Here is a 25,231-nt window from a genome sequence, read left to right as displayed (position 1 = left end):
CCGTGTCGAGCAGCCGCGAGTGCTCATCCGGCAGCGGGGGCTCCCAGCCCCGCACGCCCGGTAGCACACCCGGCAGGACGCCCGCTCCGCGCGTAGCGTCGGCGCGTGACCGAGACCGCGCGCACCGACTTCTACGCCCTCGAGGAGCTGCTCGACCCCGCGGACACCGAGATCCGGGACCGGGTGGCCGACTGGTGCGCCAAGGAGGTCACCCCGCGCATCAACGACTACTGGGAGCGCGCCGAGTTCCCCTTCGAGCTGGTGCCCGGCTTCGCCGCGCTCGGCATCGCGGGCGGCACGGTGCAGGGCTACGGGTCGCCGGGCATGAGCGCGGTGGCGGCCGGGCTGGTCGCCGCCGAGCTGGCGCGCGCCGACGGCAGCATCGGCACGTTCAACGGCGTGCACAGCTTCCTGGCCATGCAGTCGATCGCGCTGCTGGGCTCGGAGGAGCAACGCGAGCGGTTCCTGCCCCCGATGGCGCGGATGGAGAAGATCGGCGCGTTCGGGCTGACCGAGCCCCGGCACGGCAGCGACGCCGTCGCCCTGGAGACCAGCGCCCGCCGCGACGGCGACTGCTACGTCCTCGACGGCCAGAAGAAGTGGATCGGCAACGGCTCGATCGCCGACTACGTGCTCGTCTGGGCGCGCGGGGAGGACGGCCAGGTCGGCGGCTACGTCGTCGAGAAGGGCACGCCCGGGTTCACCGCGCGGGTCATGACCGGCAAGACGGCGCTGCGCGCGGTGTGGCAGGCCGAGATCACCCTCGACGGCGCCCGCGTGCCCGCGGAGAACCGGCTGGAGAACTGCCGGTCGTTCAAGGACGTCTCCACCATCCTCGACCGCACCCGCTACACCGTGGCCTGGCGGGCGCTGGGTGTCGCCATGGCCGCCTACGAGCTGGCGCTGGCGCACTGCCTGGGCCGCGAGCAGTTCGGCGCACCCATCGCCGGCTACCAGCTGGTGCAGGAGAAGCTCGCCACGATGCTCGCCGAGATCACGAACATGCAGCTGATGTGCTGGCGGCTGTCCACCCTCGCCGACGCCGGCCGGATGACCGCGGCGATGGCGTCGCTGGCCAAGCGGCACTGCTGCGCCACCGCCCGGCAGATCGTGGCCGACGCCCGCGACCTGTTCGGCGGCGACGGGATCCTGCTCGAGCACCACATCGCGCGGCACCACGCCGACATCGAGGCGATCTACACCTTCGAGGGCACCGACCACGTGCAGGCGCTCATCGTCGGCCGCGAGATCACCGGTCTGTCGGCGATCAGCGGTCGGCGGCGCTGACCGGGCGGGGGCTCAGCGCGCCCGGCTGAACTGCGCCGGACCGGCCTCGACCGACCGGGACAGGCCCGACAGCCGGCGGCACTCGGCGCAGCCGGCGGGCCCGGCGCCGACGTGGTCCCAGCGCCGTCCGCCCTCGACGTGGACGATCGCGCCGCACAGCGCCAGCTCGACCTCGCCGTCGAGCTCGGTGGGCGGGCGGTGCGCCTCGACGGCGTGCCAGGGCGCGCGCTGTCCGGCCGGCCGGCCCCGCGTCCACCGGTCCGGCCGGGCGAGCCCGGCCGCGTAGGACTCCACGGGCCTGCTGTGCCCCGCGTCCCGTCCCGCCGAAACCCGCGCGCGGGCGGCCCCGTCCCGTGGGTGTGCCCGGGCGGGGCTCGGGGAACGGTCGGGGCCTCCCCAGCCGCGGGGACCGAGCCCGACCAGCCGGGAGACACCGTGACCGAGACCCAGCGCGACGTGGTGGACCTGCTCAGCGCCGACCACCGCGAGTTCGACCGCATCTTCCAGGAGCTCGAGCAGCTCATGGGCAGCACAGACCCCGACGCGCTCGCCCGCAAGCGCGCCCTCGTCGACGAGGTCAGCATCGGCCTGGTCAAGCACTCCGTCGCCGAGGAGACGCAGGTCTACCCGCGGGTGCAGGAGGAGGTCGACGCCGAGGAGGCCGAGCGCGCCAAGCACGAGCACGACCTCGCCGAGCACACCATGAAGGAGCTCGAGCGGCTCGACCCGTCCGACGAGCGGTACGACACCGAGATCCGCACGCTGATCCGCGAGATCCGCACGCACGTCGAGCACGAGGAGGGCCGCATGTTCACCGAACTGCGGGCCTCGTTCGACCGGGCGGAGCTGGTGCGCATGGCCGAGCAGGTCGAGCGGATCAAGACGATCGCCCCCACCCGGCCGCACCCGGCGGTACCCAACGAGGGTCCCGTGCGGACGGCCCTGGGCCCGGTGGCCGCGCTCATCGACCACCTGCGCGACGCCGTCAGCGGGCGGGGCAAGCAGGACACCTGAGCCGTCCGGCACCGCCGTCGCCCTCCCGGCGTTACCGTCGGGAGGTCGACGCGGTGGGAGGGGTCTCCGGTGGAACCAGTCAGCCTGGTGGTCGGTGCGGCGCTGCTGGTCGCCGGGTTCGTGGCCGGGCGGCTCGGACGCCGCCGTCCCGCCGCTCCCCCGCCGAACCCGGTCCCGCTGTGCGGCTGCGGCCACGCGCTCAGCCAGCACGACACCGAGACCAACACCTGCTACGCCGAGCTGCGCCGCGACGCCTACGACAAGCGCGGCCGCTGGGCCGGTCACACCTGGGTGCCCTGCACCTGCCGGCAGTACGTCGGGCCGCGACCGATCGACGAGGTCTTCGTCCCGCGGATCCTCCCGCCGGCCGAGTGAGCCCGGCGGCGCCGCGTGTCCGGCGCCGCGTGTCGATCATCGGACCGGTTGTCGATCATCGGATGTGTGCCGCCCGCACCGGCGTGTCCGCGCGTGTCGCGTGCACCCATCCGATGATCAACACGGCGGCCGTCCGCCTCAGCGGTGCCGTGCCACCTCGGCGGACCAGTCGGGCGGGCCGGCGAGGTCGGTGAGCGCGGCGACGAGCGCGCGCACCCGGTCGGCGCCCAGCTCCGCCGCCAGCGCCGACTCGTGCGCCCGCACCAGCGCCTCGAGCCGGTCGAGCCGGGTGCGGCCGCGGGCGGACAGGTGCACCCGCACCCGCCGGCCGTCGCCGGGGTCGGGCAGCCGGTAGGCCAGCGCGGCGTCGACCAGCCCGTCGACCAGCCGGGTGACGGTGGGCGCCGGCATCGACAGCGCCGTGCCCAGCTCCCCCATCGTGCGGCCGGGCCCGTCACCCAGGGCCCGCATCACGCGGTACGCGTCGAGCGTCGCGCCGTCCTCGGCGAGCACCGTGGCGACGCCGCGGGCGACCCGACGGGCGACGACGGTCAGCAGCTCGACGAGGGAGGGCCCGGTCGCCGACGGCACGCGAGAACCCGTGGCCCGCTGCTCGACCGGCATGGTCCGCACCATACTCAGACGGTGCCCGGACCGACCGTCCCGATGGACGCCTGGGAGGCCGCCCTCACCGGCCGCACCCCGGGTGTCGCGCGGGTCGGACTCGCCGTCCCGCTGTCCGGCCCCCTGGCCATGACCGCACCGTCGGCGCTCGACCTCGCGGGCCTGGCCGCCGAGGAGCTCAACGAGGCCGGCGGCGTCCTCGGCCGCCCGGTCGAGCTGGTCACCGTCGACGCCGGCCGGGGCCCGGCCGAGGTGGCCGCCGAGGCCGCGGCCCTGCACGCCGCGGGCGCGGTCGACGTCCTCGTCGGCTTCTCCACCAGCGACGTGTCCCGGGCGGTGGCCGCGGCGATGGCGGGCCGGGCCCGCTACGTCTTCACCCCGCCGCACGAGGGCGGCCGCAGTGTCGGCGGCGTCCTGCGGATCGGCTCGTCCCCGCTGTCCCAGCACGCCGCCGCGCTCGCCTGGCTGGTACGCCACCGGCGGGCCCGGCGCTGGGTGCTGCTCGGCACCGACTACGTGTGGCCCCAGGCCGTGCACCGCGCCGCCCGCGTCGTGCTGCGCGACCTGGGCGCCGAGGTCGCCGGCGAGCTGCTGGTCCCCTTCGGCCCGGCCGACCCCGGTCCCCCGCTGGACCTGGTCCGCCGCAGCCGGGCCGACGCCGTCCTGCTCAGCCTCGTCGGCCGCGACCTGGTCGCCTTCAACCGCGCCTTCGCCCGCGCCGGCCTCGACCGGCGGGTGGTCCGGCTGTCGGGGGCGCTGGAGGAGAACGGTCTCTACGCCGTCGGTGGCGACGGCACCGGCGAGCTCTACGCCTGCATGCCCTCCTTCGCTGCCGCGGCCGACGCCGCCGACGAGGGCCAGCTCGCCCTCCAGGAGCGGCTCGCCGCCCGGGCCGGGCCGTCTGCACCCGTCGTGTGCGCCTACGCGCGCGGGGTCTACGACGGCGTCCGCACCGCGGCCGGCCTGCTCGGCGGGCGGGCGGCGACACCGGTCCGGCCGCCGCAGCCGCGGCTGGCCCGCGCCGACGGGCTGGTCTTCCGGGAGGTCCCGCCGCGCGGCTGACCCCCGGTGCTTCCAGATGGAAACAACTGGGCCTACCCTCCCCGCGTCCGGCCCCGAGCCGGCCGAGAGGAGGAGTCGTGAGCGACCCCCGCACCACCCACTCCGCGCACGCCACCGGGAGCACCGGTGCCGGCGCGGTCCCGGCGGCCGGCGCCGCCGGTGTCGAGGAGTTCGGCTACCGGCAGGAGCTCAAGCGCTCGCTGAGCTTCACCGACCTGCTGGTCTACGGCCTGGTCTTCATGGTCCCGATCGCGCCGTTCGGCATCTTCGGCGGCGTCTTCCAGGCCAGCGGCGGCATGGTGGCCCTGGCCTACGCCATCGGCGGGCTGGCCATGGCGTTCACCGCGGCGTCCTACTCACAGATGTCGCGGGCCTTCCCGATGGCCGGCTCGGTCTACACCTACGCCGGGCGCGGCATCGCCCAGCCTGTGGGCTTCATCGCCGGCTGGATGATCCTGCTCGACTACGTGCTCGTCCCCGCCCTGCTCTACCTGATCGCCGCGATCGCGATGAACTCGATCATCGCGTCGGTCCCCGTCTGGGTGTGGCTCATCGGGTTCGTCGTCCTCAACACCGTCGTCAACTACTTCGGCATCGAGTTCACCGCGCGGGTCAACAAGATCATGCTGATCGGCGAGCTGATCGTGCTCGCGATCTTCCTCGTGATCGGCGTCGTGGCGCTGGCCTCCGGCGAGGGCCGCGGCTTCGACCTCACCCCGATCTACAACAGCGACACGTTCTCCCTGGAGCTGGTCTTCGGCGCGGTCTCGATCGCGGTGCTGAGCTTCCTCGGCTTCGACGGCATCTCGACCCTGGCCGAGGAGAACCGGGAGTCGGCCCGCTCGATCGGCAAGGCGATGATCGCCGCGCTGGCGCTGGCCGGGACGCTGTTCATCGTGCAGACCTGGGTCGCGGCGCTGCTGGTGCCCGACCCCGACACCCTCATCGCCGAGGGCGACGCCGCCGGCACCGCGTTCTACGACGCGGCCGAGGTGGCCGGCGGTGCCTGGTTGGGCACGCTGACGGCGGTGGCAACGGCGATCGCGTGGGGCTTCGCCAACTCGCTGGTCGCCCAGGCGGCCACCTCGCGGCTGCTGTTCGCCATGGCCCGTGACCGGCAGCTGCCCAGCTTCCTGCGGCAGGTGCACCCGACCCGCCGGGTGCCGGTCAACGCCACGCTGCTGGTCGCCGCGATCTCCCTGGTGCTGGGCCTGTACATGGAGTCCCGGGAGGACGGGATCACGCTGCTGTCCACGCTGGTCAACTTCGGCGCCCTGTCGGCGTTCCTGCTGCTGCACGTCGCGGTCGTCGTGCACTTCGTGGTCAAGAACGGCAGCCGCAACTGGTGGCTGCACCTCGCGGTGCCCGTCATCGGGTTCGCGATCCTCGCCTATGTCGTCTACAACGCCCAGGTGGCGGCCCAGGAGCTGGGCTTCGCCTGGCTGGCGATCGGCCTGGTGCTGATGGTGGTCCTGATCGCCACCGGTCGCCGGCCGGAGATCCGAGCGGAGGAGCGACTGTGACCGCCAGCCTCGAGGTCGTCTCGCTGGAGCCGACACCCGAACAGCTGCGCTACTCGTTCGGCGGCGGGGAGCCGCTGCTGACCGTCACGCCCGGCACGGTGGTCGAGCTGGCCACGGAGGACTGCTTCGGCGGGGCCGTGCGCAGCGTCGACGACCTGCCCAGCCAGGTGTGCGTGTTCCCCTACCTCAACCCGGTCACCGGCCCGATCGCCGTCGAGGGCGCCGAGCCCGGCGACACGCTGGCCGTGCACCTGGTCGACATCGCCCCGGTGCGGGACTGGGCGGTGTCGACCACCTTCCCGCACTTCGGGGCGCTGACCACCACGCACCAGACGGCGATGCTGCACGAGCCGCTCGAGGAGCTGGTGTGGCTCTACGAGGTCGACCGGGAGCGGGGCACCTGCCTGTTCCGGCCGCGCCGCGGCGGGCCGGAGGTGGAGCTCCCGCTCGACCCGATGCACGGGACCATCGGCGTCGCCCCCGGCGCCGGTGAGGTGCACATGAGCATCACGCCGGGCGCGCACGGCGGGAACATGGACACCCCCGAGGTCCGCGCGGGGACGACGCTGTACTTCGGCGTCAACGTCCCCGGCGGCCAGCTCGCGATCGGCGACGGGCACTGCCGGCAGGGCGAGGGCGAGGTCTGCGGCACCGCCGTCGAGGCGGCCATGCGGACCGTGGTCGTCGTCGACCTGGTCAAGGGCGGCGGCCCGGCGTGGCCGCGGCTGGAGACCGACGAGTTCCTCATGTCCACCGGCTCGGTCCGGCCGCTCGAGGACGCGTTCCGGGTCAGCCAGCACGACCTGGTGACGTGGGCGGCAGAGCTCACCGGCTGGGACCGGCTCGACGCCTACCAGCTGGTCAGCCAGGCGGGGCTGGCGCCGGCGGGCAACGTCGTCGACACCAACTACACGATGGTGGCCAAGCTGGCCAAGCGGTACCTGCCGGGCGCCCCGGCCGCCGACGGCGTGCACGAGCGGCTCCGGGAGACCGCCGCCGCCTACCTGGCGCAGCGCTGACCGCGGCGGCCGTCCCGGCGCTCCGCAGCAGGCGCCGGGACGGCCGTCCGGCGGTAGCGTCCCGCGGGTGGGGGCCGCGGAGTCCGTCGGTGCGTCGCCGTTGGGCGGCTCCGATGCCGTGGCCTCGCTCATCCCCATGGTCCGGCGCATCGTGGCGGCCCGCGTCGCCGACGCCACCGCCGCCGAGGACCTGGTCCAGGAGACCCTCGTCCGCGTGCTCGCCGCCTCCGGCCGCGTCGAGCCCGGCATGCTCGAGCCCTACGCCATCGCCACGGCGCGCAACGTCGTCGCCACCTCCTGGCGGGAGCAGGACCGGCAGCGGCGCAACCAGCACCGCGTGGTCGACCTCCGGGCGCCCGACCCACCCGAGGGCGAGCTGCTCGCCGCGGAGGAGCGGACGGCGGTCGCCGAGGCGCTGACCCGGCTCTCCGAGCGCGACCGGCAGGCGCTCCTCGAGCACGAGGTGTCGGGCCGGGACACCCGGGCGCTGGCCACCGAGCTCGGCTCGACCGCCGGAGCCGTCGCCGCGCAGCTGCACCGCGCGCGGGCCCGGCTGCGGGTGGAGTACCTGCTCGCCCGCGACCGCACCGAGCCGCCGACCGAGCGCTGCCGCCCGGTCCTGTTCGCCCTCTCCAGCGGTGACCGCCGCCGGCAGCGCGAGGTCGACGCCGGGCGGCACCTGCTCGAGTGCGACGTCTGCGCAGGGCTCAGCCGGCCGCTGCTCGAGCGGGCGCCGCAGCGCGACGACGAGGTCCGCATCCCGATCGAGGGCGACGCCGACGTCGTGGCCGCCCGGCAGGCCGCCCGCGCCATGGCCGGCCGGCTCGGCTGCTTCTCGCCCACCGACCTGACGCTCATCGCCACGGCGGTCTCCGAGGTGACCCGCAACATCGTCAAGTTCGCGGGTTCGGGCGAGGTCGTCGTCGAGGTCCTCGACGAGCCGCGCAAGGGCGTGCAGGTGACCGCCCGTGACGCCGGTCCCGGCATCCCCGACGTCGAGCGGGCGCTGCAGGACGGCTACAGCACCTACGCCGGCCTGGGCCTGGGGCTGCCCGGCGCCCGGCGGCTGATGGACGAGTTCGCGATCGCCTCCGAGGTGGGGCGGGGTACGACGGTGACGATGACGAGATGGTGTGGTGAGCGATGAGCAGCATCGAGGGAACAGCTCCGGCCACGGCCACGGCCACGGCCGAGGGCCCCGGCGAGGACCAGCTGCTCCCCCAGCTCGTCGCGCACCTGCGCGAGCACCGCACCCGGCTGCGCCACGAGTGGGCCGAGCGCATCCAGCAGGCCGGCCTGCTGCACGCGATGACCCCGCAGGAGATGGCGGCCGAGACGACGTCGGTCTACGACAACTACGTCGAGGTGCTCGAGACCGGCAGCGTCGAGGCGCTGCGGCGCTACGCCCGCGACCTCTCGGAGCGGATCATCCCGCGCGGCGTGGAGACCCACGAGGTCGTCGGCATCGTGCTGCTGCTGCGCGACGTGCTCGCCCGGTCGCTCTTCGAGAAGTACCAGCGCGACTTCGGCCTGCTCAACCGGGTGCTCGACGCCTACGAGCCGGCCGCCAACCGCATCGCCAACACCGTCGCGGTCAGCTTCGTCGAGGAGCGCGAGCGGGTCATCCGGCAGCAGCAGGACGCGCTGCGCGAGCTGTCCACCCCGGTCCTGCCGGTGCGCGAGCGGCTGCTCATCCTGCCGATCATCGGCGTCCTGGACAGCGAACGGGCCCGCCAGCTCACCGAGCAGCTGCTCACCGGCATCCGCACCCACCGCGCGCGGGTGGTGGTCATCGACATCACCGGGGTCCCCGAGGTCGACGAGTCGGTGGCCAACCACCTCGTGCAGACCGTCGACGCCTCCCGGCTCATGGGCGCCAGCGTCATCATCACCGGCCTCTCACCGAAGATCGCCCAGACCCTGGTCACCATCGGGGTGGACCTCAGCAAGATGGACACCATCGGCGACCTGCAGGGCGGCCTCGAGGAGGCCGAGCGCCTCCTCGGCTACAGCGGCGGCAGGGACGACGGGACGGCGGTCCCGTGACCGGGCCCCGGCTGGTCTCGATCCTGCGGCAGGGGTCCTACCTGATCGCGTCGATCCACACCGCCCTCGACGACACGCAGATGACCGCGTTCCAGGACGACCTGGTCGAGCGCATCGGCCGCGACCGGGCACGGGGAGTCGTCATCGACGTCGCCGCGCTCGACGTCCTGGACTCCTTCGGGACCCGGACCCTGCGCACGATCGGCGAGGTCGCCAGGCTGCGCGGCGCGGTGACCGTGGTGGTGGGCATCCAGCCGGACGTGGCCTTCGCCATGGTGGCGCTGGGCATGGACACCGGGCCGCTGCACACCGCCCTCGATCTCGAGGAGGGACTGGCCTTCCTCGACCGGGTCGTCGGCGCCCGCCGTCCGCTGACGGCCCCGCGGGGTGGTGCCGTGTGACCGGCGTCGAGGGGTTCGCCCGCGACTACCGCGTCGGCTTCCTGGCCCACCTCGCCCGCCGCAGCGAAGCCTCGCTCAACCGCGGCTACGAACTCGGCCGGGCCGCGGTCACCGGGGGGTTGGGGATCCTCGAGGTCGCTCGGGTGCACCACGAGGTACTGCTCGAGGTGCTCCGGGAGACGCCCGCGGGCGAGCTGCCCGACGTCGCCGCCGCCGCGTCGGAGTTCCTCTGCGAGGTGCTGGCGACGTCGGACATGGCCCAGCGGGCGCTGCTGCGCCCGCGGTGAGGAGAGGGCCCCCGGCCGGGTCGGGGGGCTTCGCTCCCGGCCGGGGGCTCATGAGGCGCGGACGGGTGTCCGCGCCGGCTCGGTCAGGCCTGCTCGAAGACGACGTCCCCGAACGGCGCCTCGCAGACGGTGGTGATCTCGCCACTGCGGTCCACGGCCCGGCCGAGCACGGCCACCAGCCCGACCGTGAGCCCGCAGACCTGCGCCGCGACCTGGGCGGCCACGGCCACGTTGACGTCCTCGAGGATGGTGATGTCGCCGACGGCCACGTTGACGAGGCCGTCCTGGACCGGCTGGGCGCCGGCGATCCCGGCGCTGCCGGTGACGAGGGCGGCACTGGCGACCACGCAGACGGCGGAACGCTTGAGCGTGCTGGGTATCGGCGTCTCCTCCGTGTGTGGCCCGGTGCGGCGTCGTCACCGCGGGGGCCGTGCACGCATGAAGACCCCGCCGGCCCGCCGGCATGACGCGGGCCGGAGCCGGAAGAGGCTCGAGAACGCGACCGGGGCCACGTCATGGCGACGGTCCGGAGGCGTCCGGGCGGGTATGGGCACCCGGACAGCAACCGCCGCCTGCGGAGGAGAGCCCGTGACCGGACCCCCGGACCCCCGGACCGCCGGACGCCGCCGCACGCTGCTGGCCGCCACCGAGCCGGTGCGCGCCGCCGCCAGCGCCGGTGCGCTCGCCCTCGCCTACCCCCTGCTGCGCGGCGCCCCGCGCGGTGAGGCACACGGCGTCCTGGTGCTGCCCGGGCTGCTGGCCTCCGACGTCTCCACGGTCACCCTCCGCCGCTGGGTGCGCGGGCTGGGTTACCCGGTGGTCGGCTGGGAACTGGGCCGCAACCGCGGTCCGACCAAGGAGATCACCGACGAGCTACCCCGGCTGGTGGAGCGGCTCGCCGAGCGACACGGCGGGCCGGTGAGCATCGTCGGGCAGAGCCTCGGCGGCATCTACGCCCGCCGGCTGGCACTGCGGGTCCCGCACCTGGTGCGCCAGGTGGTCAGCCTCGGCTCGCCGTTCGGGATGTCCGGCCGCCCCGCCGACGACAGCCCCGGCGCCCGCGCCTACGCCCGCTACCGGCACCTGCACGCGGTGCCGCGCGGGCGGGGCGGGCTCGCCGGCGGCCTGCCCGTGCCGAGCACCGCCGTCTACTCGCGGTGGGACGGCGTCGTCGACTGGCGGGCCTGCCGGCAGACGCCCGGCCCGCGCGCGGAGAACGTCGGCGTGCACGCCAGCCACCTGGGGATGGGTCACGACCCGGCGGTGCTGTGGCTGGTGGCCGACCGCCTCGCCCAGACCCGCGACGGCTGGCGGCCGTTCACCCCGCCCGCGCGGCTGCGGCTGCTCTACACGAGCGAGGACGACGTCACCGGCTGACGCCGCCGGGCCCGCAGGACCGCGTCCGCGGCGTGGACCGACCCGTGCTCGTGGCCGCGGGCCTCGCGCGGCCGCGCCTCGGCCACCTGCACCTCCCAGTCGCCGGCGTCGAGGACCGCGGCCAGCTGCTCGCCGGTGGCGTACCAGTCCGGCAGTCCCGGCCGCTGGATGCCCCGGGAGGAGTCGCTGCCGTCGTGCATGGTGACCAGCAGCGTGCCGCCGGGGGCGACCGCCGCGGCCAGCCGCCGCAGCACGGTGTCGCGGGTGCCGGGCGGGAAGTGCAGGAACGACGCGGTCACCAGGTCCCAGCGCTCCTCCCCCGGCTCCCATGCGGTGACGTCGGCGTGGCGGGTCTCCAGCGCGACGCCCGCCTTAGCGGCGGCCGCGGCGGCCCGGTCCAGCGCGGTGCGGGAGAGGTCGAGCGCGGTGACCTCCCAGCCGCGGCGGGCCAGCCAGACGGCGTCCCCGCCCTCGCCGGCCCCGGCGTCCAGCGCCCTCCCGGGCGGCAGGTCGGCGGCCTCGGTGGCCAGCACGTCGTTGACCCGGCCGCTCCAGACGCCGTGCCCGTGCGAGCGGTAGCGCTCCTCCCACCACTGCTCGCCGAACTCCGGGTCGCTCATCGCCCGGACCACCTCCACCGCGGCCCGGGTGTCCTCGGCGACGAGGTCGGCGTTGAGCGCGGCGGCGGCCATCAGCCCCGCGGCCGCGGCACCGACGACCTGGGCGCCGGGGTCGGCGACGTTGCCGGCCGCCCACACGCCGGGCACCGCGGTGGCCCCGCGCGCGTCGACCGGCACGTGCGACCCGACGACCGTCTCGCCCATGCGGAACGGCTGCGCCTCCAGCCCCAGCCCGGTCAGCACGGCCGAGCGGGCGGTGAACACCGGGGCGACGACGACGGCGCTGCGCGGCACGACCTCCCCGGTCGCCAGGCGCACGCCGGTCAGCCGGCCGCCGTCGGTCTCCAGGGCCGCGACCTCGCCGCGCACCACCCGGATGCCGCGGGCGGCGAGGGCCTCGGCGGTGGCGTCGTCCGGCTCCGGCGCGGTGTGCAGGAAGAAGACGAGGTCGGCGCTCCACTGCCGCCACAGCTGGGCCTGGTGCAGCGACATCGGGCCGGTGGCGACCACGCCGACGGGCTGGTCGCGCACCTCCCAGCCGTGGCAGTACGGGCAGTGCAGGACGTCGGTGCCCCACAGCTCGCGCACGCCGGGGACCTCCGGCAGCTCGTCGGTCAGGCCGGTGGTGACCAGCAGCCGGCGCGCGCGCAGCACCCGGTCGCCGGCCAGCTCCACGGTGAAGGCGCCGGCCGACCCGCCGGCCGCGGTGACCGTGCCCTCGACCAGCACGCCGCCGTAGCCGGCGACCTCGACCCGGCCGGCCGCGAGCAGGTCGCCGGGCGGGGTCCCGTCGCGGCCCAGGTAGTTGTGCATCTCGTGCGCCGGCGCGTTGCGCGGCGTCCCGTCGTCGACCACCGCCACCGAGCGGCGCGCCCGTCCCAGGGCGAGGGCACCGGAGAGGCCGGCCGCACCCCCGCCGATGACCACCACGTCGTACGTCTCGTCCATGCCGACGACGGTGCGCCTCGACCTGCCAGGAAGGCAAGTTCCTTTGCCATACTGGCAACGTGACCGACCTGGATGCCGTCCTCGACGCCGTCGGCCCGCGGCTGCGTGAGCTGCGGCGCCGGCGGGGCGCCACCCTCACCCAGCTGTCGGAGGACACCGGCATCTCGGTGTCGACGCTGTCCCGGCTGGAGTCCGGGCAGCGCCGCCCCACGCTGGAGCTGCTGCTGCCGCTGGCCCGCGCCCACCAGGTGCCGCTCGACGAGCTCGTCGACGCCCCCGAGACCGGCGACCCGCGGGTGCGGCTGCGGCCGATCACCCGGCACGGCGCCACCTTCCTGCCACTCACCCGGCGCCCGGGCGGGCTGCAGGCCTACAAGATGGTGCTGCCGCCGGGCTGGGGCAGGGAGCCCGGCGAGCTGCGCTCGCACGAGGGCTGGGAGTGGCTCTACGTCCTGTCCGGGCGGCTGCGGCTGCTGCTCGGCGATGCCGACGTGACCCTGACCCCCGGCGAGGTGGCCGAGTTCGACACCCGCACCCCGCATCGGCTGGGGAACCCCGACGACCGGCCGGCCGAGGTGCTCGCCCTCTTCGGCCCGCAGGGGGAGCGCATCCACGTGCGCGCCTCCCCCGCCCGCCGCTGACCGGTGGTGCTCCACCGGGTGAGGTACGGCCGGATGGGGTACCACCGTCGGCATGAGCGGGAAGTCGGCCGAGGACTACGCCGAGGACTACACCGACCCGGAGCTGCGCGCGCGGCTCAAGGAGGAGATCAAGGCCGGCGACCGGGGCGGTCGGCCCGGCCAGTGGAGCGCCCGCAAGAGCCAGCTGCTCACCACCGAGTACGAGAAGGCCGGCGGCGGCTACCGGCACGAGGGCGAGCGCACCGAGTCGCAGCGGCACCTGCAGGAGTGGGGCGCGCAGGACTGGCACACCGCCGACGGCGGCGACCGGGCGCGCGGCTCGGACGGGACGAAGCGGTACCTGCCCGACGCGGCGTGGGAGCTGCTCTCCGACGAGGAGAAGCGGGCCACCGACACGAGGAAGCGGGGGTCCACCGAGCAGCACGTGGCCAACACCGACGCGGCGAAGGAGGCCCGCAAGGCCGCCGAGCTGGTCGATGCGAACGCGACGGAGGCGCGGGAACGGGTGGCCCGGATGTCCGGCGAGTCGCAGCTCGACCGCGCCGAGCAGGCGGAGCGCGAACTCGGCAAGGGACGCAAGACGGTGCTCGAGGCGATCGAGGGGCAGCGCGCCCGCGAGTGAGGGGCGGTGGCCACGATCAGGTGACCTGATCGTCGGGCGTCCTACCCGACCGCCCACCACGAGGGAGGACGCACTGCGGTGAGGGAGGACGCCCTGCGGTGAGGGAGGACGCGCCGCGGTGAGGGAGGACGCGCCGCGGTGAGGGAGGACGCGCCGCGGTGAGGGAGGACGCGCCGCGGTGAGGGAGGACGCGCCGCGGTGAGCGAACACGACCCGATGCGCCGGGCAGTGCACGCGACTGCGGGTCTGACCCCCGTGCACTTCCGCGGAAGTGCCCCGTGCACATCCGCGGACGTGCACGGATCAGCGGGCTGGGGCGCGCCGCTCAGGCGGGCAGCCGCGGGTCGACGTGGACCTTGGGCCCGGCGCCGCTGCCCGGAGGGCGGCCGCCCGCGAGCACCGCGCCCACCTGATCGAGGCCCACGGTGGCAGCGACCAGCGGCCGGGGGTCGACCTCCCCGCTCCGATAGGCGGCGATCGTGGGGGCCAGGCCGGGGGACGCCGAGAGGATCCCGACCGCCGTGACGTCCCCGAGCACCAGCGTGCGGGTGTCGACGGTGCTCGGCGTGCCGGCGAGGCCGATGCACACGACGCGCCCGGCGGGCTCGACCAGGTCCACGGCCAGCGCCGGGGACCCGGGGGCGGTCGAGGCGTCGACGACGGCGTCGAACGGCAGGTCCGGGAGCGTGTCGCGGGTCCAGGCACCGGGGAAGCCGAGACCGCGGGCGAACTCGAGCGAGGAGTGGGTGATACCGAGCAGGTGCACCTCGGCGCCCGCCGCACGGAGGAACATCGCCGTCAGCAGGCCGATCGTCCCGGGCCCGATCACCAGCGCGCGGTCGCCGGAGGCGACCGCGGCGGCCTGCGCCGCCCGCCAGGCGTTGCCCCCCGGCTCGACGAGCGCGCCGAGCGCCGCGTCGACGGAGTCGGGCAGCTCGTGCAGCGACTCCGCAGGGACGGCGAGCTGCTCGGCCAGCGCACCGGGGCGGTCGCCTCGGATGCCCACCTCCTGCCGGTCCTCGCACACCTGCTGCTGCCCCCGCCGGCACCGGCGGCAGACCCGGTCGCCGAGCATCGTGTCCCCCGTGACCCGCCGGCCCAGCCAGGCCGGGTCGACCGCGTCGCCCACCGCGGTGACCCGGCCGCACCACTCGTGGCCGGGTCGCACGGGGTAGGAGGAGTGCCCGGTGTGCAGGTAGGACAGCTCGCCGGTGAACAGCTCGACGTCGGTGCCGCAGACGCCGGCCCGGTCCACCTCGACGACCACCTCGCCGGGCGCAGCGACCGGGACGGGGACCTCCTGCACCGCCCCCTCGCCCGGCCCGGTCAGCACGAAGGCCCGCATGGTCGGTGCGCTCACCTGGACCACCGTCCCAGCACGCGGTGAGGATGGCGGCCGTGACCCTCCGCAGCGCGCAGTGGTACTCCGGGGACCTCCGCTCCGCCTACATCCACCGGGCGTGGATGCGCCGCGGCGTCCCGGACGACGCGTTCGGCCGCCCGCAGATCGCCATCGCGAACACCGCCTCCGACCTCGTGCCGTGCAACCGCCACCTCTCCGAGGTCGCGGCCGCCGTGCGCGACGGCGTCCACGCCGCCGGCGGCACCCCGCTGGAGCTGCCGGTGTTCGGGCTGGGCGAGACCCAGGTCCGCCCCACGGCGATGCTCTGGCGCAACCTCGCCGCGATGCAGATGGAGGAGGCCTTCCGCGCCAACCCCGTCGACGGGCTCGTGCTGCTCGGCGGGTGCGACAAGACGATTCCGTCGCTGCTCATGGCCGCGGCCTCGGTGGACCTGCCCGCCGTCGTCGTCCCCGGCGGGCCGATGCTGACCGGCACCTTCCGCGGGGTGCCACTGGGCTGCGGCACCGACGTCTTCCGGCTCTCCGAGGAGGTGCGCGCGGGCACGTTGTCGGCGGAGGAGTTCGCCCGGTCGGAGTCGGCGATGATCCGCAGCCGCGGGCACTGCAACACGATGGGCACCGCCTCGACCATGGCGCTCGTCGCCGAGGCGCTGGGCACCGTCGTCCCCGGGGTCGCCGGCACCCCCGCCGCGGACAGCCGCCTGCTGGAGGCCGCGCACGGGACCGGCCGGCTGGCGGTGGAGATGGTGGCCGCCGACCGCCGGCCCTCGACGTTCCTGACGAAGGCCTCCTTCGCCAACGCCATCGTGGCGCTGGCCGCCATCGGCGGGTCGACCAACGCCGTCGTCCACCTGCTGGCCATCGCCGGCCGGCTGGGGATCGACCTGACCCTCGACGACTTCGACCGCATCGGCTCGGGCGTGCCGGTGCTGGTCGACCTGCTGCCGGCCGGGCGGTTCCTCATGGAGGACCTCCACCGCGCCGGCGGCCTGCTCGCCGTGCTGGGCCAGGTCCGCGACCTGCTCGACCCGACCGCGCTCACCGTCACCGGAACGCCGCTGGTCGACGCCCTCGACGGCGCCGCGATCTGGGACCCGCAGGTGATCCGGCCCCGCGGGGAGCCGCTGCTCGAGCACGGGGGCATCGCCGTCCTGCGCGGGAACCTCGCGCCCTCCGGCGCCGTCATCAAGCCGGCCGCCGCCTCGCCGCACCTGATGCGGCACCGCGGCCGGGCCGTGGTCTTCGACTCCATCGAGGACTTCCACTCCCGCGTCGACGACCCCGACCTCGACGTCGACGCCGACTCCGTGCTCGTCCTGCGCGGCTGCGGCCCGAGGGGCTACCCCGGCATGCCCGAGGTCTCGAACATGCCGCTCCCGCGGAAGCTGCTGGAGCAGGGGGTGCGCGACGTGGTGCGGGTGTGCGACGGCCGGATGAGCGGCACCGCCTACGGCACCGTCGTCCTGCACGTCGCCCCGGAGGCGGCCGCCGGCGGCCCGCTGGCCCTCGTGCGCACCGGCGACGTCATCGCGCTCGACGTCGCGGCCCGGCGGATCGACGTCGAGGTCCCGGACGGCGAACTGGCGCGGCGCCGGCCGGCCGAGGCGACCGTCGCCGGGTTCGCCGCCCCCCGGCGCGGCTGGGAGCGGCTCTACGTCGACCACGTGCTGCAGGCCGACACCGGCGCGGACCTGGACTTCCTCGTCGGCTCGAGCGGGTCGGCGGTGGGCCGGGAGTCCCACTGAGCGCGCTCAGCCGCCCACCCGGGTGACCACCGAGGTGCCGAAGCGCTCCGCGGCCGCCCGCTTGTAGCCCGCCGGGAAGTCGGCCGACGCCCCGCGGTCGAGGGCGGCGAGCCGGACCTGCGCCTCCCAGTCGCCGCCGGCGGCCGCGGTGCACTCCTCGGGGGCGAGGTTGGCGGCCGCCACCAGCGCGCCGGCCGCTCCGATCGCGGTGCACAGGCCGACCAGGGTCGCCGCGCCCGTGAAGAGGTCGCCGGCGAGGACGTCGCGCTCGAGCAGCAGCCGGCCGGCGTCCCCGGAGGAGTCCTTGAGCCCGGACACCGGCAGGTCGGGCAGCAGGTCGACGGGGATCCCGGGCGCGGAGGCTCCCGGGAAGTGGTAGGCCAGCAGCGGCCCGCTGGCCGCCTCCGCGACCGCTGCGTAGTACGGCCGCGGGTCGGGGACGCCGGCCGGCGAGAGCACCAGCACGGCGTCCGCACCCGCGGCGAAGGCGCGCCCGGTGAGCTCCGCCGCCTGCCGGCCGGTGGGCGCGCCGGTGCCGGCGAGCACGGGCACCTCCGCCGGCACCGCCGACCGCACCGCGCCGACGAGCACGTCCCGCTCCTCGGCGGTCAGGGCGGCCGCCTCCCCCGTCGTCCCGGCGACGAGCACGCACCGCACACCCAGGCCGGTCAGCTGCGCCGCCAGGTCGGCGGTGGCCGGCGCGTCCAGCGCCCCGTCCTCGCGGAAGAGGGTGACCAGGGCGACGCCGACGCCGGTGAACAGGGGCATGCCCGCATCCTGCTCCTACGGTCGGCCGAACTGGTCTCGATCCGTGCACTTCGGCGCAAGTGCACGGACCGGCGGGCGGCGGTCAGTCGTCCTGCTGGGCGGCCGCCCGCCGTTCGGCGCCGGTCTCCTCCGCGTAGCCGACGTCCTGGCCGGACACGCGTCCGACGAAGGTGCCGGTGGTGCCGGTCCCCGTCGTCGTGTCCGCGTCCGGCCCGCCCCCGCCGCCGTCGCCGGTGGCCCGCGACAGCGCCTGCGCGTCGTCGCGGTCGACGTCGTCCTCGCCCGGTCGTGGGTCTCGCTGCACGGCTGGTCCTCCGGTTCCCCGGCGGTGCCGGCGCGGAGCTGTCGGGACGTCCCGGGGGTTGCCCGTCCCCGGCGCCGCCGACACCTCGGGGTCCCCGCCGCGCGGGGAGACCGGCCGGTCGCGGAACCACCGGCGCAGCCCTTTCCCCGGTGCGCGGGTCCGTGGTGGACTGCGGCCCCGCCCTCCCGGCGGCGTCAGAGCGATCTGGAGGCAGCGATGTCCCTGGAGCAGGACGTGACGGCGGCACGCGGGGCGGTCGACGCCCTGGAACGGGCGTGCGCCCTCGTCACGAGGCACTTCGGCGACACCCTGGACTCGCGCCGGCTGCGGGTCGACGTCGCCCGGCTGCGTGACGACCTCGACCTGCTGTGCGGCGCCCGGCCGCGCGGGACGTACGAGCCGTTCGCGATCGTGTACGGCGACGGGGACGACGAGGGCCTGGGCGGGTCCGGCCGCACGCGCCGGTGACCACCACCGCGCCCCGCGGGTCCGGGGCGGTGTCGGCGGGACGCGGCGACGGGGGCCCGGCGCCGCGGCGGGCGACGATCGCGGCGCGCACCCTGCGCACCGACCGGTGGTGGGTCCAGCCGCTGGTCACCGTCGTCGTGCTGCTGCTGTTCATCGCCTACTCGACGTTCCGCGCCTTCCAGAACGCCTACTACTACGCCTCGCCCTACATCTCGCCGTTCTACTCGCCGTGCATCACCACCCGGTGCGAGGGCGACAGCTTCCCCGAGTTCTTCACCGGCCCGGCCTGGATCTCCCCCGCCATCTACATCCTCGTGCTGCCCCTGGGGATCCGGCTGACCTGTTACTACTACCGGAAGGCCTACTACCGCTCGTTCTGGCTGTCCCCGCCGGCCTGCGCGGTGGCCGAGCCGCACCGCCGCTACACCGGCGAGACCCGGCTCCCGCTCATCGGGCAGAACGTGCACCGGTACTTCCTGTACGCGGCGCTGCTGTTCAACGTGATCCTCTTCTACGAGGCGTTCCGCGGGTTCCGGGACGAGACCGGCGAGTGGGGCCACATGGGGCTCGGCACGCTCATCCTGCTGGTCAACGCGGTGATGCTCTTCCTGTACTCGGTCTCCTGCCACTCCTGCCGGCACATCGTCGGCGGCCGGCTGAACTCCTTCTCGAGGCACCCGCTGCGCTACCGGGCCTGGACGCTGGTCTCCCGGCTCAACGGCAAGCACATGCAGTACGCCTGGATCTCGCTGTTCACCGTCGCGTTCGCCGACTTCTACGTCTTCCTCCTGGCCACCGGCACGATCTCCGACCCGAGGTTCTTCTGATGGAGCTCGAGAAGCACGAGTACGACGTCGTCGTCGTCGGGGCGGGAGGCGCGGGTCTGCGGGCCGCGATCGAGGCCCACGAGAGCGGGGCGCGCACCGCCGTCGTCTGCAAGTCCCTGCTGGGCAAGGCGCACACGGTGATGGCCGAGGGCGGTATCGCCGCGGCGATGGCCAACCTCTACCCCGAGGACAACTGGCGGGTGCACTTCCGCGACACCATGCGCGGCGGGAAGATGCTCAACCACTGGCGCATGGCCCAGCTGCACGCGCAGGAGGCCCCCGACCGGGTCCGCGAGCTCGAGGACTGGGGTGCGCTGTTCGACCGGACGGCCGACGGGCTGATCAGCCAGCGCGACTTCGGCGGCCACCGCTACGCGCGGCTGGCCCACGTCGGCGACCGCACCGGGCTCGAGCTGATCCGCACCCTGCAGCAGCGCACGGTCGCCCTCGGCATCGACGTCTACATGGAGTGCACGGTCACCCGGCTGCTCACCGACGACGACGGCATCACCGGCGCGTTCGGCTACTGGCGGGAGTCCGGGCGCTTCGTGGCCTGGCAGGCGCCGTCGGTGGTGCTGGCCACGGGCGGGATCGGCAAGTCCTACAAGGTCACCTCGAACTCGTGGGAGTACACCGGCGACGGCCACTCCCTCGCGCTCCAGGCCGGCGCGACGCTGGTCAACATGGAGTTCGTCCAGTTCCACCCGACCGGGATGGTCTGGCCGCCGTCGGTGCGCGGCATCCTCGTCACCGAGAGCGTGCGCGGCGACGGCGGCGTCCTGCGGAACTCGGCGGGCAACCGCTTCATGTTCGACTACATCCCCGACTTCTTCCGCAAGGAGACCGCGGAGACCGAGGACGAGGCCGACCGCTGGTACGACGACAAGAAGAACAACCGGCGGCCGCCGGAGCTGCTGCCCCGCGACGAGGTCGCCCGGGCGATCAACAGCGAGGTCAAGGCCGGCCGGGGGACCCCACACGGCGGCGTCTTCCTCGACATCGCCTCTCGCCGGTCGGCGGAGTACATCCGCAAGCGGCTGCCGTCGATGTACCACCAGTTCAAGGAGCTGGCCGAGGTCGACATCACCGCCGAGCCGATGGAGGTGGGCCCCACCTGCCACTACGTGATGGGCGGGGTGGAGGTCGAGCCGGACACCGAGGCGGCGCGCGTGCCCGGCCTGTTCGCCGCGGGCGAGGTGGCCGGGGGCATGCACGGGTCCAACCGGCTGGGCGGCAACTCGCTGTCGGACCTGCTCGTCTTCGGCCGGCGGGCCGGGCTGGCCGCGGCCGAGCACGCCGCCAAGCGCGAGCACACCCGCGGGCTGCTCGCCGACGACGCGCTCGCCGACGCCGCCCGCGCGGCCCTGGCCCCCTTCGAGCGGGAGGGCGGTGAGAACCCCTACACCGTGCAGCACGACCTGCAGCAGACGATGCACGACCTGGTCGGGATCATCCGGACGGCACCGGAGATGGAGCAGGCGCTGGAGCGGATCGCCGCGCTCAAGGAGCGGGTCGCGAGGCTATCGGTCGAGGGCCACCGGCAGTACAACCCCGGCTGGCACCTCGCGCTGGACCTGCCGCACATGCTGCTGGTCAGCGAGTGCATCGCCCGGGCGGCGCTGGCGAGGCAGGAGAGCCGCGGCGGGCACACCCGTGACGACTTCCCCGCCACCGACGCCGAGTGGGCGCGGACGAACCTCGTCTGCGCGCTCGGTCCCGACAGCGGCGTCGCGCTGACCCGGCAACCGCTCCCCCAGATGCCGCGGGAGCTCGCCGAGATCTTCGAGGAGGGCTCGGCGTGACCTACGACGCGACGTTCCGGGTGTGGCGCGGGGACGCCACCGGGGGCGACCTGCAGACGTTCACCGTGCCGGTCAACGAGGGTGAGGTCGTCCTCGACGTCATCCACCGGCTGCAGTCCACCCAGGCCGGCGACCTCGCCGTCCGGTGGAACTGCAAGGCCGGCAAGTGCGGCTCGTGCAGCGCGGAGATCAACGGGCGGCCCCGGCTCATGTGCATGACGCGGATGAGCACGTTCGCCGAGGACGAGACGGTGACGGTCACGCCGATGCGGACCTTCCCGGTGGTCCGCGACCTGGTCACCGACGTCTCCTACAACTACGAGAAGGCCGCGCAGATCCCGGCGTTCGCCCCGCGCCCGCGCGAGGCCGACGGCACCCACCGGATGCAGCAGGTCGACGTCGAGCGCTCGCAGGAGTTCCGCAAGTGCATCGAGTGCTACCTCTGCCAGAACACCTGCCACGTCATCCGCGACCACGAGGAGAACAAGCGCGCCTTCGCCGGCCCGCGGTTCCTCATCCGGCTGGCCGAGCTGGACATGCACCCGCTGGACACCACCGACCGCAGGAACGCCGCGCAGGAGGAGTTCGGCCTCGGCTACTGCAACATCACCAAGTGCTGCACCGAGGTGTGCCCGGAAGGCATCCACCTGACCGACAACGGGATCATCCCGCTCAAGGAGCGTGTGGTCGACCGCCGGTTCGACCCGATCACCTGGCTCGGCTCCCGGATCGGCCGGCGACCGCGGGACTGATCCCGGGCGCCGCGGTCAGGCCCCCGGCTGCGGCGCCACGGCCACCGGCCGGACGTCCTCGACCGGGTCCACGACGGCCGGCGGCGCGTCCCCGGACGGCGCCGGGTCGTCGTCGGGCGGCCGGGGGTCCTCGACCTGCGGGTGCGGGTCGTCGCCGCGGTCGCGGGCGCGGCCGGCGCCGGGCAGCCCCGACACCACCTGGTGGAGGTCGTCGAGGAGCTCGAGCAGGGCGTGCAGGTCCGTCGGCACCCGCCCGAGGTCGGTGACGCTCGGCAGGTGCCCGGACTTCAGCCCGCGGAGCAGGCGCGGCACCTGGTCGGCGAGCGCGGCCAGCGCCGCGGTCCGGTCGTCGGTGAGCAGGGCCGGCGTGCGGTCGAGCAGCGTGCGGAGGGCGCGGACCGCGTCGTCGGTCAGCTCGCGGTCGAGCCGGGCGAGCAGGTCGAGGGCCGCTGCCGCCTGACCGCCGTCGAGCAGTTCCTCGGCGTCGTCGAGGTGCTGGTCGGACAGCAACCGGTCGAGCCGGCCGAGCAGCCGGCGCGCCCGCTCGTCGGCGGCGAGGTCGAGCAGCGCCCGGACCCGATCGTCGGCCGCCAGCTCCAGGGCCTGCTCCACCCGGTCGCCGGTCAGGATGGCCAGCGTCCGGTCCACCCGGTCGTCGGTGACGACGTCGAGGGCCCGCCCGGTCCGGGCGTCCGTGGCGAGGTCGAGAGCCCGGCCGATCCGGTCGTCGGCGACCAGGTCGAGCAGCCGACCGACGCGCGGGTCGGCGGCCAGGTGGAGGGCCACCCCGACCCGGTCGTCGGCGGCCAGCTCGAGCGCCCGCTCGGTGCGCCCGTCGGCCAGGAGGTCCAGCGCCCGCTGCAGGCGCTCGTCGCCCACCAGGTCCAGCGCCCGGTCCAGCCGGGGCAGCAGGTCGGCCGCCAGGAGCCGGTCGAGCCCGTCGGCGAGCCGGTCCAGCCGCCCCGAGGACAGCAGGCCGTCGACGGCGTCGAGGGCGCGCGGCACGACGTCGGCCCGGGCGCGGAGAGTGTCCACCGTGCGGGTCAGCGCCTCGACGCGGTCGGGTGCCAGGGCGGCGCCCAGTCGGTCGACGACCGCGCCCAGGGTCGCGATCCGCTCGGGGGTCAGCGTCGCGGCCAGGCGCTGCACCACCCCGGCGGCCGCCTCCACGGCCTCGGGCCCGACCGCGGCCGCGCGGGCCACCGCGGGCGCGGCGCCGTCGAGCAGCGCGCGGGCGCGGCGGAGGACGTCGTCGGCCACCGGCAGCAGCGTCTCGGCGCGCGGCAGGGCCGCGCTGAGGCTGCGGACGGAGTCGGCGAGCGTCCAGGGCAGGTCGAGGAGGTCCGAGGGACCGGGCAGGCGCACGGGCGTCGTCTACCCGCGCGCCCGCGCTCGACTCACCCGGCGGGGACCGCCGGTCCGCGCAGCACCTGCTCGAGCGTCGTCGCCGGGCGACCGAGCAGGTCGGGGACGGCGCTGCTGACGGCGGCCAGCTCGCCCGCCGCGACCGCGGTGTAGGTGGACACCCACGCCTCGACCTGCCAGTCCGGCGCCCCGTAGGAGGCGCGCGAGGCGTAGGCCTCCTCGACCGTCTCGGCGTGGTACCGGACCGGCCGGCCCGTGACGGCGGTGAGCACCCCGGCCACCTCGGTCAGGGTGAGCGCCTCCGGGCCGGTGAGGTCGTACGTCGCGCCGGCGTGCGCGGCCGGGTCGCGCAGCACGGCCGCCGCGACGTCGGCGACGTCGTCCTGGGCCACCACCGCCACCCGCCCGTCCCCGGCCGGGCCGCGGACGACACCGTCCTCCCCCACCAGCCGGGGGGTGAAGTCGGCGTAGAGGGAGTCGCGCAGGAACGTGGCGGTCAGGCCGTGGCCGCGCACGTGCTCCTCGGTGGCCCAGTGGTCGCGGGCGAGGGTGAAGGTGGCGTCCGGCGCCGCGCCGAGGAAGGAGACGTAGACCAGGTGGGCCACCCCGGCGGCGACGGCGGCGTCGACGAAGCTGCGGTGCTGGTCGACCCGGTCAGGGGTCTCCGACGCCGACACCATGAGCACCGTCGAGGCGCCCTCGAGCGCGGCGCGGACCGCGTCGCCGTCGGCGTAGGGCGCGCGGACGGCGGTCGCGCCGGGCAGCCGCGGCGCGCGGTCGGGATCGCGGACCAGCAGCCGCTGGGCGACGCCGGCGTCGGCGAGCCGGCGGGCGACCCGCCCGCCCAGCTGCCCGGTCGAGCCGGTGACGGCGAGGGTCATGGGAGCTCCTGACGGGTCGGGGCCGGATGCGCCCGACAACCACCGCGTCCGGTGCGGCCTTCCCGCGACGGCGTCCCGCGCGCACCATGCCCGGGTGGACTACGCGCAGGCGCAGCAGCTGTTCCTCACCCCGCTCGAGACAGAGCGCCCCACCACGGGGATCCCCGACACCCCCGGCCGGCGGCTGCGCGATGCCGCCGAGCCGATCGCGACCATCAGCTGGTGAGGCAGGCCGGTGAACGGCCGGCTCGCCGCGCTGGGCCTGGACTTCCTCACCGGCTACGTCTGGGGCCGCGCCGCCCCGATGGGCGAGCCGGCCGCCCCGGTGGCCGTCGCCGCCTTCGGCGTCTTCGAGCCCGGCGTCCTCACCGGCTGGTACGAGCAGGCGCGGGCTACCGCCGGCCGCGCCGCCGTGCTCGCGGCCCGGGAGGAGGGCGTGGTGGAGTCGCTGCGCGAGCTGCTGCCCGGCGCCGACGTCGCCGGGGCGCTCGCCGCCCTGCGCCGCGGCACCGAGGCGGCCGCCCCGCACGTCGTGGGCCGCCCGCTGTTCGCCGGCCAGCTCTCGCTGCCCTGGCCCGCCGACCCCGCTCGGGCAGCTGTGGCACGCGGCGACGCTGCTGCGGGAGTTCCGCGGCGACACCCACCAGGCAGCCAACCTGGCCGCCGGGCTCACCGCGGTCGAGATGAACCTGCTCACCGAGTACTGGGTCGGCTGGGAACACACTGCCTACGCCGGGACGCGCGGCTGGTCGGCGGAGGCGATGGCCGAGGCCGACGCCGACCTGCAGGGGCGCGGGCTGGTCGCCGACGACCGGCTCACCGAGGAGGGACGGCGGCTGCGCGACGACGTCGAGGCGCGGACCGAGGCCGCGATGGAACCGGTCCTCGCCGCCATCGGGTCCGACCTGCCGGAGCTGACCCGGCAGCTGGACGCCTGGTCGGCGGCGATCGTGGCCGGCGGCGCCGCGCCGCCGGACCCCTACAAGCGGATCAGCGGCTGACCACCGCCCCGGCCGAATCACCCCCGCGGGGGGGGGGGGGGGGGGGGGGGGGGGGGGGGGGCGGGGGGGGGGGGGGGGGGGGGGGGGGGGGGGGGGGGGGGGGGGGGGG

Annotated in this window: 29 protein-coding genes and 1 pseudogene; 21 read left to right on the top strand and 9 right to left on the bottom strand. The window is 75.4% G+C overall.

The features are described 5' to 3' along the window. Positions 1–105 precede the first annotated feature (105 nt). Positions 106–1,287 (top strand): acyl-CoA dehydrogenase family protein, encoded by a 1,182-nt coding sequence (locus tag ACI79V_RS11305; RefSeq protein ID WP_456889252.1) that lies wholly within the window; start codon positions 106–108, stop codon positions 1,285–1,287. Between the two features lie 12 nt (positions 1,288–1,299). On the opposite strand, the gene ACI79V_RS11300 is transcribed toward ACI79V_RS11305, so the two are convergent. Further along, the gene (locus ACI79V_RS11300; protein ID WP_456889251.1) at positions 1,300–1,581 is read right to left on the bottom strand and encodes a hypothetical protein; all 282 of its coding nucleotides are present in this window, start codon (positions 1,579–1,581) and stop codon (positions 1,300–1,302) included. Between the two features lie 141 nt (positions 1,582–1,722). Here ACI79V_RS11300 and ACI79V_RS11295 point away from each other — a divergent pair, with 141 nt between their 5' ends. Both ACI79V_RS11295 and ACI79V_RS11290 read left to right on the top strand, forming a co-directional pair. Then, positions 1,723–2,301 (top strand): hemerythrin domain-containing protein, encoded by a 579-nt coding sequence (locus ACI79V_RS11295; RefSeq protein WP_456889250.1) that lies wholly within the window; start codon positions 1,723–1,725, stop codon positions 2,299–2,301. Between the two features lie 69 nt (positions 2,302–2,370). Next, a complete protein-coding gene (locus tag ACI79V_RS11290) occupies positions 2,371–2,676 on the top strand; it encodes a hypothetical protein (protein ID WP_456874094.1) in 306 nt (101 codons plus the stop codon). Positions 2,677–2,814: 138 nt separating this feature from the next. Here ACI79V_RS11290 and ACI79V_RS11285 read toward each other — a convergent pair whose 3' ends face one another. Continuing rightward, entirely contained in the window at positions 2,815–3,300 is a 486-nt protein-coding gene (locus ACI79V_RS11285; RefSeq protein WP_456889249.1) for a MarR family winged helix-turn-helix transcriptional regulator, read from the bottom strand. Between the two features lie 21 nt (positions 3,301–3,321). On the opposite strand from ACI79V_RS11285, the gene ACI79V_RS11280 reads away from it, so the two are divergent. From ACI79V_RS11280 to ACI79V_RS11250, 7 genes are all read left to right on the top strand, one after another. Then, positions 3,322–4,362, top strand: coding sequence for an ABC transporter substrate-binding protein (locus tag ACI79V_RS11280; RefSeq protein WP_456889248.1), 1,041 nt, complete (start codon positions 3,322–3,324; stop codon positions 4,360–4,362). Positions 4,363–4,439: 77 nt separating this feature from the next. Next, positions 4,440–5,885 (top strand): APC family permease, encoded by a 1,446-nt coding sequence (locus ACI79V_RS11275; protein WP_456889244.1) that lies wholly within the window; start codon positions 4,440–4,442, stop codon positions 5,883–5,885. After that, positions 5,882–6,904 (top strand): acetamidase/formamidase family protein, encoded by a 1,023-nt coding sequence (locus ACI79V_RS11270; protein WP_456889240.1) that lies wholly within the window; start codon positions 5,882–5,884, stop codon positions 6,902–6,904. Before ACI79V_RS11275 ends, ACI79V_RS11270 begins: the two co-directional genes overlap by 4 nt. A 67-nt stretch (positions 6,905–6,971) precedes the next feature. Continuing rightward, positions 6,972–8,051 (top strand): sigma-70 family RNA polymerase sigma factor, encoded by a 1,080-nt coding sequence (locus tag ACI79V_RS11265; protein WP_456889236.1) that lies wholly within the window; start codon positions 6,972–6,974, stop codon positions 8,049–8,051. Then, positions 8,048–8,950 (top strand): STAS domain-containing protein, encoded by a 903-nt coding sequence (locus tag ACI79V_RS11260; RefSeq protein WP_456889234.1) that lies wholly within the window; start codon positions 8,048–8,050, stop codon positions 8,948–8,950. The genes ACI79V_RS11265 and ACI79V_RS11260 overlap by 4 nt, the downstream gene beginning before the upstream one ends. Continuing rightward, positions 8,947–9,351 (top strand): STAS domain-containing protein, encoded by a 405-nt coding sequence (locus tag ACI79V_RS11255; protein ID WP_456889232.1) that lies wholly within the window; start codon positions 8,947–8,949, stop codon positions 9,349–9,351. The genes ACI79V_RS11260 and ACI79V_RS11255 overlap by 4 nt, the downstream gene beginning before the upstream one ends. Next, the gene (locus ACI79V_RS11250; RefSeq protein WP_456889230.1) at positions 9,348–9,638 is read left to right on the top strand and encodes a phosphatase RsbU N-terminal domain-containing protein; all 291 of its coding nucleotides are present in this window, start codon (positions 9,348–9,350) and stop codon (positions 9,636–9,638) included. Before ACI79V_RS11255 ends, ACI79V_RS11250 begins: the two co-directional genes overlap by 4 nt. A gap of 83 nt (positions 9,639–9,721) precedes the next feature. Here the strand turns inward: ACI79V_RS11250 and ACI79V_RS11245 are convergent, their stop codons facing one another. Continuing rightward, positions 9,722–9,985: a hypothetical protein gene (locus ACI79V_RS11245; protein ID WP_456889229.1), complete on the bottom strand. Its 264-nt coding sequence runs from the start codon at positions 9,983–9,985 to the stop codon at positions 9,722–9,724. 241 nt (positions 9,986–10,226) lie between these two features. Here ACI79V_RS11245 and ACI79V_RS11240 point away from each other — a divergent pair, with 241 nt between their 5' ends. Next, the gene (locus ACI79V_RS11240) at positions 10,227–11,015 is read left to right on the top strand and encodes an esterase/lipase family protein (protein ID WP_456889227.1); all 789 of its coding nucleotides are present in this window, start codon (positions 10,227–10,229) and stop codon (positions 11,013–11,015) included. Here ACI79V_RS11240 and ACI79V_RS11235 read toward each other — a convergent pair. Then, on the bottom strand, positions 10,985–12,583 hold the full coding sequence (locus tag ACI79V_RS11235) for an FAD-dependent oxidoreductase (RefSeq protein ID WP_456889225.1): 1,599 nt from the start codon (positions 12,581–12,583) through the stop codon (positions 10,985–10,987). The two genes, ACI79V_RS11240 and ACI79V_RS11235, sit on opposite strands and share 31 nt — an antisense overlap. Positions 12,584–12,642: 59 nt before the next feature. Here ACI79V_RS11235 and ACI79V_RS11230 point away from each other — a divergent pair, with 59 nt between their 5' ends. After that, positions 12,643–13,224 (top strand): helix-turn-helix domain-containing protein, encoded by a 582-nt coding sequence (locus ACI79V_RS11230; RefSeq protein ID WP_456889224.1) that lies wholly within the window; start codon positions 12,643–12,645, stop codon positions 13,222–13,224. A gap of 52 nt (positions 13,225–13,276) precedes the next feature. Beyond that, positions 13,277–13,846 carry a hypothetical protein gene (locus tag ACI79V_RS11225; RefSeq protein ID WP_456889222.1) on the top strand — a complete coding sequence of 190 codons (570 nt, stop codon included), beginning with the start codon at positions 13,277–13,279 and terminating at the stop codon, positions 13,844–13,846. Positions 13,847–14,171: 325 nt separating this feature from the next. On the opposite strand, the gene ACI79V_RS11220 is transcribed toward ACI79V_RS11225, so the two are convergent. After that, positions 14,172–15,206 (bottom strand): zinc-dependent alcohol dehydrogenase, encoded by a 1,035-nt coding sequence (locus ACI79V_RS11220; RefSeq protein WP_456889221.1) that lies wholly within the window; start codon positions 15,204–15,206, stop codon positions 14,172–14,174. A 29-nt stretch (positions 15,207–15,235) separates the two neighbouring features. On the opposite strand from ACI79V_RS11220, the gene ACI79V_RS11215 reads away from it, so the two are divergent. Further along, positions 15,236–16,954: a dihydroxy-acid dehydratase gene (locus tag ACI79V_RS11215; protein ID WP_456889217.1), complete on the top strand. Its 1,719-nt coding sequence runs from the start codon at positions 15,236–15,238 to the stop codon at positions 16,952–16,954. Between the two features lie 6 nt (positions 16,955–16,960). Here the strand turns inward: ACI79V_RS11215 and ACI79V_RS11210 are convergent, their stop codons facing one another. Next, positions 16,961–17,722, bottom strand: a complete 762-nt coding sequence (locus ACI79V_RS11210) for a dihydrodipicolinate synthase family protein (RefSeq protein WP_456889215.1) — start codon at positions 17,720–17,722, stop codon at positions 16,961–16,963. A gap of 82 nt (positions 17,723–17,804) precedes the next feature. After that, positions 17,805–18,026 carry a hypothetical protein gene (locus ACI79V_RS11205; protein ID WP_456889214.1) on the bottom strand — a complete coding sequence of 74 codons (222 nt, stop codon included), beginning with the start codon at positions 18,024–18,026 and terminating at the stop codon, positions 17,805–17,807. Between the two features lie 216 nt (positions 18,027–18,242). Here ACI79V_RS11205 and ACI79V_RS11200 point away from each other — a divergent pair, with 216 nt between their 5' ends. From ACI79V_RS11200 to ACI79V_RS11185, 4 genes are read left to right on the top strand one after another with little or no spacing between them, the layout of a single operon-like run. Next, the gene (locus ACI79V_RS11200) at positions 18,243–18,494 is read left to right on the top strand and encodes a hypothetical protein (RefSeq protein ID WP_456874112.1); all 252 of its coding nucleotides are present in this window, start codon (positions 18,243–18,245) and stop codon (positions 18,492–18,494) included. Next, on the top strand, positions 18,491–19,321 hold the full coding sequence (locus ACI79V_RS11195) for a hypothetical protein (RefSeq protein WP_456874113.1): 831 nt from the start codon (positions 18,491–18,493) through the stop codon (positions 19,319–19,321). The genes ACI79V_RS11200 and ACI79V_RS11195 overlap by 4 nt, the downstream gene beginning before the upstream one ends. Then, positions 19,321–21,123, top strand: coding sequence for a fumarate reductase/succinate dehydrogenase flavoprotein subunit (locus tag ACI79V_RS11190; RefSeq protein ID WP_456889212.1), 1,803 nt, complete (start codon positions 19,321–19,323; stop codon positions 21,121–21,123). Before ACI79V_RS11195 ends, ACI79V_RS11190 begins: the two co-directional genes overlap by 1 nt. Further along, complete coding sequence (locus tag ACI79V_RS11185) at positions 21,120–21,875, top strand: succinate dehydrogenase/fumarate reductase iron-sulfur subunit (protein ID WP_456874115.1); 756 nt, start codon at positions 21,120–21,122, stop codon at positions 21,873–21,875. The genes ACI79V_RS11190 and ACI79V_RS11185 overlap by 4 nt, the downstream gene beginning before the upstream one ends. A 15-nt stretch (positions 21,876–21,890) precedes the next feature. Here the strand turns inward: ACI79V_RS11185 and ACI79V_RS11180 are convergent, their stop codons facing one another. Together ACI79V_RS11180 and ACI79V_RS11175 are read right to left on the bottom strand one after the other, a co-directional pair. Continuing rightward, positions 21,891–23,240 (bottom strand): hypothetical protein, encoded by a 1,350-nt coding sequence (locus ACI79V_RS11180; RefSeq protein ID WP_456889210.1) that lies wholly within the window; start codon positions 23,238–23,240, stop codon positions 21,891–21,893. Between the two features lie 32 nt (positions 23,241–23,272). After that, positions 23,273–24,121 carry an NmrA family NAD(P)-binding protein gene (locus tag ACI79V_RS11175; protein WP_456889208.1) on the bottom strand — a complete coding sequence of 283 codons (849 nt, stop codon included), beginning with the start codon at positions 24,119–24,121 and terminating at the stop codon, positions 23,273–23,275. Between the two features lie 94 nt (positions 24,122–24,215). Between ACI79V_RS11175 and ACI79V_RS11170 the strand changes: the two genes are divergently transcribed. The 3 genes and pseudogenes from ACI79V_RS11170 (at position 24,216) to ACI79V_RS11160 (ending at position 25,122) form a co-directional block, all read left to right on the top strand. Further along, positions 24,216–24,347 (top strand): hypothetical protein, encoded by a 132-nt coding sequence (locus ACI79V_RS11170; RefSeq protein ID WP_456889206.1) that lies wholly within the window; start codon positions 24,216–24,218, stop codon positions 24,345–24,347. A 9-nt stretch (positions 24,348–24,356) separates the two neighbouring features. Beyond that, positions 24,357–24,707 (top strand): annotated as a pseudogene (locus tag ACI79V_RS11165) (helix-turn-helix domain-containing protein); the annotation flags it as partial. 10 nt (positions 24,708–24,717) lie between these two features. Further along, complete coding sequence (locus tag ACI79V_RS11160; protein ID WP_456889401.1) at positions 24,718–25,122, top strand: helix-turn-helix domain-containing protein; 405 nt, start codon at positions 24,718–24,720, stop codon at positions 25,120–25,122. Positions 25,123–25,231 lie beyond the last annotated feature (109 nt).

It is taken from the genome of Geodermatophilus sp. SYSU D00700 (genome assembly GCF_054050255.1).
The sequence above is the reverse complement of the archived record's forward strand: the minus strand, read 5'-3'. Positions and strand labels throughout refer to the sequence as shown.

Bases quoted from the DNA above. Each gene is read 5' to 3' on its own strand.
- ACI79V_RS11285 (WP_456889249.1), bottom strand. From the start codon at position 3,300: ATGCCGGTCGAGCAGCGGGCCACGGGTTCTCGCGTGCCGTCGGCGACC.
- ACI79V_RS11260 (WP_456889234.1), top strand. From the start codon at position 8,048: ATGAGCAGCATCGAGGGAACAGCTCCGGCCACGGCCACGGCCACGGCC.
- ACI79V_RS11235 (WP_456889225.1), bottom strand. From the start codon at position 12,583: ATGGACGAGACGTACGACGTGGTGGTCATCGGCGGGGGTGCGGCCGGC.
- ACI79V_RS11225 (WP_456889222.1), top strand. From the start codon at position 13,277: ATGAGCGGGAAGTCGGCCGAGGACTACGCCGAGGACTACACCGACCCG.
- ACI79V_RS11215 (WP_456889217.1), top strand. From the start codon at position 15,236: ATGGCGGCCGTGACCCTCCGCAGCGCGCAGTGGTACTCCGGGGACCTC.
- ACI79V_RS11210 (WP_456889215.1), bottom strand. From the start codon at position 17,722: ATGCCCCTGTTCACCGGCGTCGGCGTCGCCCTGGTCACCCTCTTCCGC.
- ACI79V_RS11200 (WP_456874112.1), top strand. From the start codon at position 18,243: ATGTCCCTGGAGCAGGACGTGACGGCGGCACGCGGGGCGGTCGACGCC.
- ACI79V_RS11190 (WP_456889212.1), top strand. From the start codon at position 19,321: ATGGAGCTCGAGAAGCACGAGTACGACGTCGTCGTCGTCGGGGCGGGA.
- ACI79V_RS11175 (WP_456889208.1), bottom strand. From the start codon at position 24,121: ATGACCCTCGCCGTCACCGGCTCGACCGGGCAGCTGGGCGGGCGGGTC.